The organism is Rhodoluna sp., assembly GCF_024639375.1.
In the GTDB taxonomy this organism is placed as follows: Bacteria; Actinomycetota; Actinomycetes; order Actinomycetales; family Microbacteriaceae; genus Rhodoluna.
Genome location: NZ_JAHEIM010000019.1, coordinates 1 through 5449, shown reverse-complemented (window position 1 = coordinate 5449; position 5449 = coordinate 1). Strand labels below are relative to the sequence as shown.

General features: G+C 51.9%; 6 protein-coding genes. 4 read left to right on the top strand and 2 right to left on the bottom strand.

What is annotated here, in order from left to right; all coding sequences use genetic code 11:
- The coding region (locus Q0L28_RS06390; protein ID WP_296633133.1) for a deoxyribodipyrimidine photo-lyase at nt 1-941 on the bottom strand (941 nt) is incomplete at its 3' end.
- 3 nt (nt 942-944) lie between these two features.
- Entirely contained in the window at nt 945-1805 is an 861-nt protein-coding gene (locus Q0L28_RS06385; protein ID WP_296633130.1) for a COX15/CtaA family protein, read from the bottom strand.
- A gap of 278 nt (nt 1806-2083) precedes the next feature.
- On the opposite strand from Q0L28_RS06385, the gene sufB reads away from it, so the two are divergent.
- From sufB to Q0L28_RS06365, 4 genes are all read left to right on the top strand, one after another.
- Nucleotides 2084-3502, top strand: a complete 1419-nt coding sequence (gene sufB, locus Q0L28_RS06380; protein WP_296633128.1) for a Fe-S cluster assembly protein SufB — start codon at nt 2084-2086, stop codon at nt 3500-3502.
- On the top strand, nt 3502-4671 hold the full coding sequence (gene sufD / locus Q0L28_RS06375; RefSeq protein WP_296633127.1) for a Fe-S cluster assembly protein SufD: 1170 nt from the start codon (nt 3502-3504) through the stop codon (nt 4669-4671). Before sufB ends, sufD begins: the two co-directional genes overlap by 1 nt.
- On the top strand, nt 4671-4985 hold the full coding sequence (locus tag Q0L28_RS06370) for a non-heme iron oxygenase ferredoxin subunit (protein ID WP_366843603.1): 315 nt from the start codon (nt 4671-4673) through the stop codon (nt 4983-4985). The genes sufD and Q0L28_RS06370 overlap by 1 nt, the downstream gene beginning before the upstream one ends.
- Nucleotides 4986-5031: 46 nt before the next feature.
- A partial coding sequence (locus Q0L28_RS06365; protein ID WP_296633124.1) for an ATP-binding cassette domain-containing protein occupies nt 5032-5449 on the top strand: 418 nt, incomplete at its 3' end.

Below are 5449 nucleotides of genomic sequence, written 5' to 3'. Positions count from 1 at the left end.
GCATCAACCATTGGGAAACCGGTTTTTCCCTGTTGCCAGGCGACTAGCTTTGCGTTGGCCTCGGATCCCGAGTCATATCGCATATTTTTGAAACGAGGCTCGTAATACTCGTTCGTGGTGTCCTGATTGTGCCAAAGAACATCCGCGTAAAACTCGCGCCAGGCGATCTCTTTGCGGTAAACATTGTGCCCCGCGGAATCAGCAAGGTCGGCCAACAAGGTTCGAGGGTGAATTTCACCAAATGCCAACGCGTGACTGAGGTGAGAGGTGCCGCTTAGATCAGCCCTATTCCTGAGTTCGTCATAACTGAAAAGCGCGCGGTCTTTGAATCTTGACCATGTCCTGAGTGCGAATGCCTCGCCGGCCTTTACCTCAAAGGGTGCGTCCTTGCTTGGAGTTGGCTTGCCGTGGCAATCCACCGGCTCAAACCACTCATAGCCCTCGGCGAGCGCAACTGGATCGCTCCAACCAGCTTTGAACCAGTTGTTGAAAAAAGGTGTGTAGACGCGATACGGCGTTCCATCAGGTTTTTGAACGGTTCCAGGTGCCACAGCGTAGTAGCTGTCGTCAAGTTGAAGGAAAATCCCTTTGCTTTGCAGGGCAGTACCAACTGCGTTTTGCTCCGCGATTCCGGCTGGATCAAAAGCCCTGGTGGCATGAACCGTTGTTGCCCCTGCCGCGATGGCAACCTTCAGAATTGACTCGGGGATTGCACCGTGTTGAATGGTCAACTTTCTATCCATACTGGCCCCAAGCGCATCAAGGGAGGCGAATAGCGACCACTGACGAATTCCGCTCAGCTTGTGGAACTCATCGGTGTTGACTGCATACAGCCCGCAGACTTTCCGGTCACCGTCTTGCTGAGCCCCGGTAATTGCCGCATTGAGCGCAATATTGTCTTGGAGTCGTAGGTCGCGACGGAACCAAAAGACTCTAGCCATTGCCTATTTGCCTTTACCGCGAATTGCAAGCCACTGAAAGGTCAGCAGGGCACACATCACTGAGGCGCCCAGCATGTGCAGTGCTACAAGACCACCCGGAACGCCAAGACGAGCCTGAATAACACCGATGAGTGCCTGCGCGATGGTTGTGACAACCAACCATGCTGAAACTTTGAGCTGGTAACTGCGCTCGAGACCAGATCTGTCTCTCTTTGAAAGCAATCCAAGCTGAATCAGAGTCAATAACAACAAGAGGTAGGCAGGGTAGCTGTGAACGTGCTGCCAAAGCTCGAGATCTAATCCGTTTCGAATGCTGTTGGCATCACCCGAATGCGGGCCGGCACCGGTCACCAAGACGCCAACCAAAACGGTGATTGTTCCAACTAGTGCGATTGGATTTGCCGTGCGCCAAATGGCAGGCGATACCGGGACGTGCCTAGGTGGCAGGGCTCGAAAGACCAATAAGGCAGCAACCGCAATCATGATGCCGCTTAGAACAAAGTGTGCTCCAACAAACCACGGATTGAGCTGGGTCAATACAGTGAAGCCACCTAGGATCGCTTGGGCTGGAATTCCCAGACCCAGAATCAAGGCCGGCATCAGGAGTCCTTTGCGAAGTTTCTTGCCCAGCGCCACGATGGTGAGGAAGGTTAGTAGGGCAATTAGCGCCAGCACGAATGTCAGCAAGCGATTGGCGAATTCAATCACCCCGTGAATTCCCATCTCTGGCACGGTGATGAGAGATTCTTCGGTGCACTTAGGCCAGGTTGGGCAACCCAGCCCGGAACCGGTCAAGCGAACAATTCCGCCGGTGACAACAATCAGAATTTGGCTGACGAGAGATGCCCATACGTAAAGCGGCACTCTGGCGCTCGAAAAAACTGGCCATTTTTGAAGCTTTGAGAACAACCGGAGCTACCTTTCTGACTGCGGGGCTGACAATTTGCCCTACGCAGAAGTAAACTTTAGGAAGTCTCGAGTTATTTCAACTCAAACAGCATCCTTTAGGCAATCTTTACACAGGCTTTCAGGCCTGGAGTGAGGCTTGCGGGAATGATGCAAGCCGTTCGGCAGTTGGAAATAGAGACCCAGGCAGACCGAGATAACCACTCGAATCTGAAACCGAATACAGGAGGCCGGCTTTGTCCGACATCATCATTGAACGCCCAGAACTAGACAGCCTTGGAGTATACGAATTTGGCTGGCACGACAAAGATGCAGCCGGAGAGACTGCCAAGCGCGGTATCAATGAGGCAGTTGTAAAAAACATTTCGGACCTGAAGAGTGAGCCGGAATGGATGCTGGAGCGTCGTCTCAAGGGGTTCGATTACTTTGGGAAGAAGCCAATGCCAAGCTGGGGCTCGGATCTTTCGGGAATTGACTTTGACAACATCAAATATTTCGTGCGTTCAACAGAGCGCCAGGCCACCAGCTGGGAAGACCTGCCTGATGACATCAAAAACACTTACGAAAAACTTGGCATCCCAGAGGCAGAACGAAACCGTTTGGTTGCCGGCGTAGCCGCTCAATACGAATCTGAAGTGGTTTACCACCAGATCAATGAAGAGCTTGAGCGCCAGGGCGTAATCTTCCTAGACACCGACACCGCTCTCAAAGAGCACCCGGAAATCTTCCAGGAGTACTTCGGTACCGTTATCCCTGCCGGTGACAATAAATTTGCTGCGTTGAACACTGCAGTTTGGTCCGGTGGCTCATTTGTTTATGTGCCAAAGGGCGTGCACGTGGAGATTCCTCTCCAGGCTTACTTCAGAATTAACACCGAGAACATGGGTCAGTTCGAGAGAACCTTGATCATCGCAGACGAGGGTTCATACGTTCACTACATCGAGGGCTGCACCGCTCCGATTTACAACTCTGACTCGCTTCACTCTGCGGTAGTAGAAATCATCATCAAGAAGAATGCTCGTGTGCGATACACAACCATTCAGAACTGGTCAAACAACGTTTACAACTTGGTGACCAAGCGCGCAATTGCGCACGAGGGAGCAACCATGGAGTGGATCGATGGCAACATCGGTTCAAAGGTGACCATGAAGTATCCAGCGGTTATTCTGGCTGGCGAGCACGCTCGCGGCGAAACTTTGTCAGTAGCTTTTGCTGGTGAAGGTCAACACCAAGATGCCGGCGCGAAGATGATTCACCTGGCTCCGTACACAAGTTCGTCCATCATTTCAAAGTCAATCGCACGTGGCGGCGGAAGAACTTCGTACCGCGGTGAAATTAAAGTAATGCCGGGCGCGCACCACTCAGCGAACACAGTTCGATGCGACGCACTTCTGGTTGACACCATCTCTCGTTCAGACACCTACCCAGCCGTTGATGTGCGTGAAGACGATGTCTCAATGGGGCACGAGGCAACCGTTTCGCGCGTTAGCGAAGAGCAGCTTTTCTACTTGCAGTCTCGTGGCATGCCAGAAGACGAAGCCATGGCAATGATCGTTCGCGGATTCATTGAACCAATCGCTAAAGAATTACCAATGGAATATGCACTTGAGCTGAACAAGCTAATCGAGATGCAGATGGAAGGGGCTGTTGGTTAATGAGCACAGCAACACAGACAGCCCAACACGGTCTGTCGGAACACAGCCACGGCGCAGGGGTTCCGATTCAGACTCGCTACGAGAGACTTCGTTCAACTAACGTCGCTGACTTTCCGCCGGTTTCTCCTCGTGAGGAACAGTGGCGCTACCTAAGTGCAGATCGCCTTGGCGGTCTTGATGCAGATACTCTCGCAGAATTTGTTGGCGACTTGGCCGTCACCCACACCGATGGTGTTACCACAGCATGGGTTGGCGAAGAGAACGCCGCGTTTGGTGGCGCAGGAATTCCTGAGGAGCGACCAAGTGCAGCTGCTTGGGGCTCAGCAAAGCAGGCTTATCTTGTAACCGTCCCTGGTAACCAGAAATCTGAAGTGCAGATTGCTCTCACTTCTGAGTCTGCTGACCCGAGTGCAGTTCACATCATCATAGATGCAAAGCCATTCGCTGAAGCAACCGTGATTCTCGATCACAAGGGCCACGCGGTGCTTGGTGAAAACGTTGAAATCATCGTTGGAGACGAAGCGCAGTTGACCGTTATCTCAATTCAAGACTGGGACGACAAGAGCATCCACGCATCAACTCAGATGGCTCGACTCGGTAGAAACTCTCGTCTAAAGCACCTAGTGGTTAGCCTCGGCGGCAAGACCGTTCGCGTAGCAAGCTCAACTGAGTTCACCCAACCGGGTGGAGACACTGAGATGCTGGGAATGTATTTCGCCGATGCGGGGCAGTACCTCGAGAACCGCCTTTACGTTGATCACGCAGTTCCTAACTGCAAATCGCGCGTAACTTACAAGGGCGCACTCCAAGGAGATAAAGCTCACACCGTTTGGGTTGGTGATGTTCTAATCCGCATGGCGGCAGAAGGCACAGACACCTATGAACTAAATCGCAACCTACTGCTAACCGACGGCGCTCGTGCGGATTCTGTTCCAAACCTGGAAATCGAAACCGGAAAAATTGAAGGGGCCGGGCACGCTTCAGCTTCTGGCCGTTTCGACGATGAGCAATTGTTTTACCTGCAGGCTCGAGGAATCACTGAAATCGAAGCCCGTCGATTGGTAGTCCGCGGATTCTTGAACGAAATTATCCAGCAGATTGACAACGAAGAGATTCGCGAAAGACTAAGTAATTCAATCGAAGCCGAGCTAGCAAGGAGCGGTTCATAATGGCAGTTCGCATTTGCGCTGTAGAAGACATCAAGCCGGGCAAGGCCATCCGTGTGAAGGTCGGCGAAAACGCCATCGCTATCGTGCGAACCAAGGCCGGCGATGTAAAAGCGATCAACGATAAGTGTTCTCACGGCGAAATTTCACTTAGCGAAGGTTTCGTCGACAACGAGACCATTGAGTGCTGGGCACATGGTGCAAAATTCTCGCTAACCACAGGCGAGGCACTGACCTTGCCAGCGTTTGAACCAGTAGCAGTTTACGAAGTAATCATCGACAACGGTGACATCTTCTTAGAAATCGACGCCGAGTAATCCGCCCCGAATTTTATAAATAAAGACTTTAGAGAAGAGAACAATCATGGCAAAGCTAGAAATCAAGAACCTACACGTAACTGTAGATACCGAGCAGGGCACCAAGGAAATCCTTAAGGGTGTTGACCTTGTAATCAACAGCGGGGAGAGCCACGCGATTATGGGCCCTAACGGTTCAGGAAAATCGACCCTCGCCTACACAATTGCCGGTCACCCAAAGTACACCGTGACCAACGGAGAAATTCTTCTTGATGGTGAAGATGTGCTTGAGATGAGCGTAGACGAGCGTGCACGTGCAGGTTTGTTTCTAGCGATGCAGTACCCGGTTGAGATTCCAGGTGTTTCGGTTTCAAATTTCCTTCGTACCGCTAAGACTGCTATCGATGGTGAAGCACCTGCGCTTCGCACATGGATCAAAGACGTCAAGGGTGCCATGGACAACTTGAAGATGGATTCAACCTTCA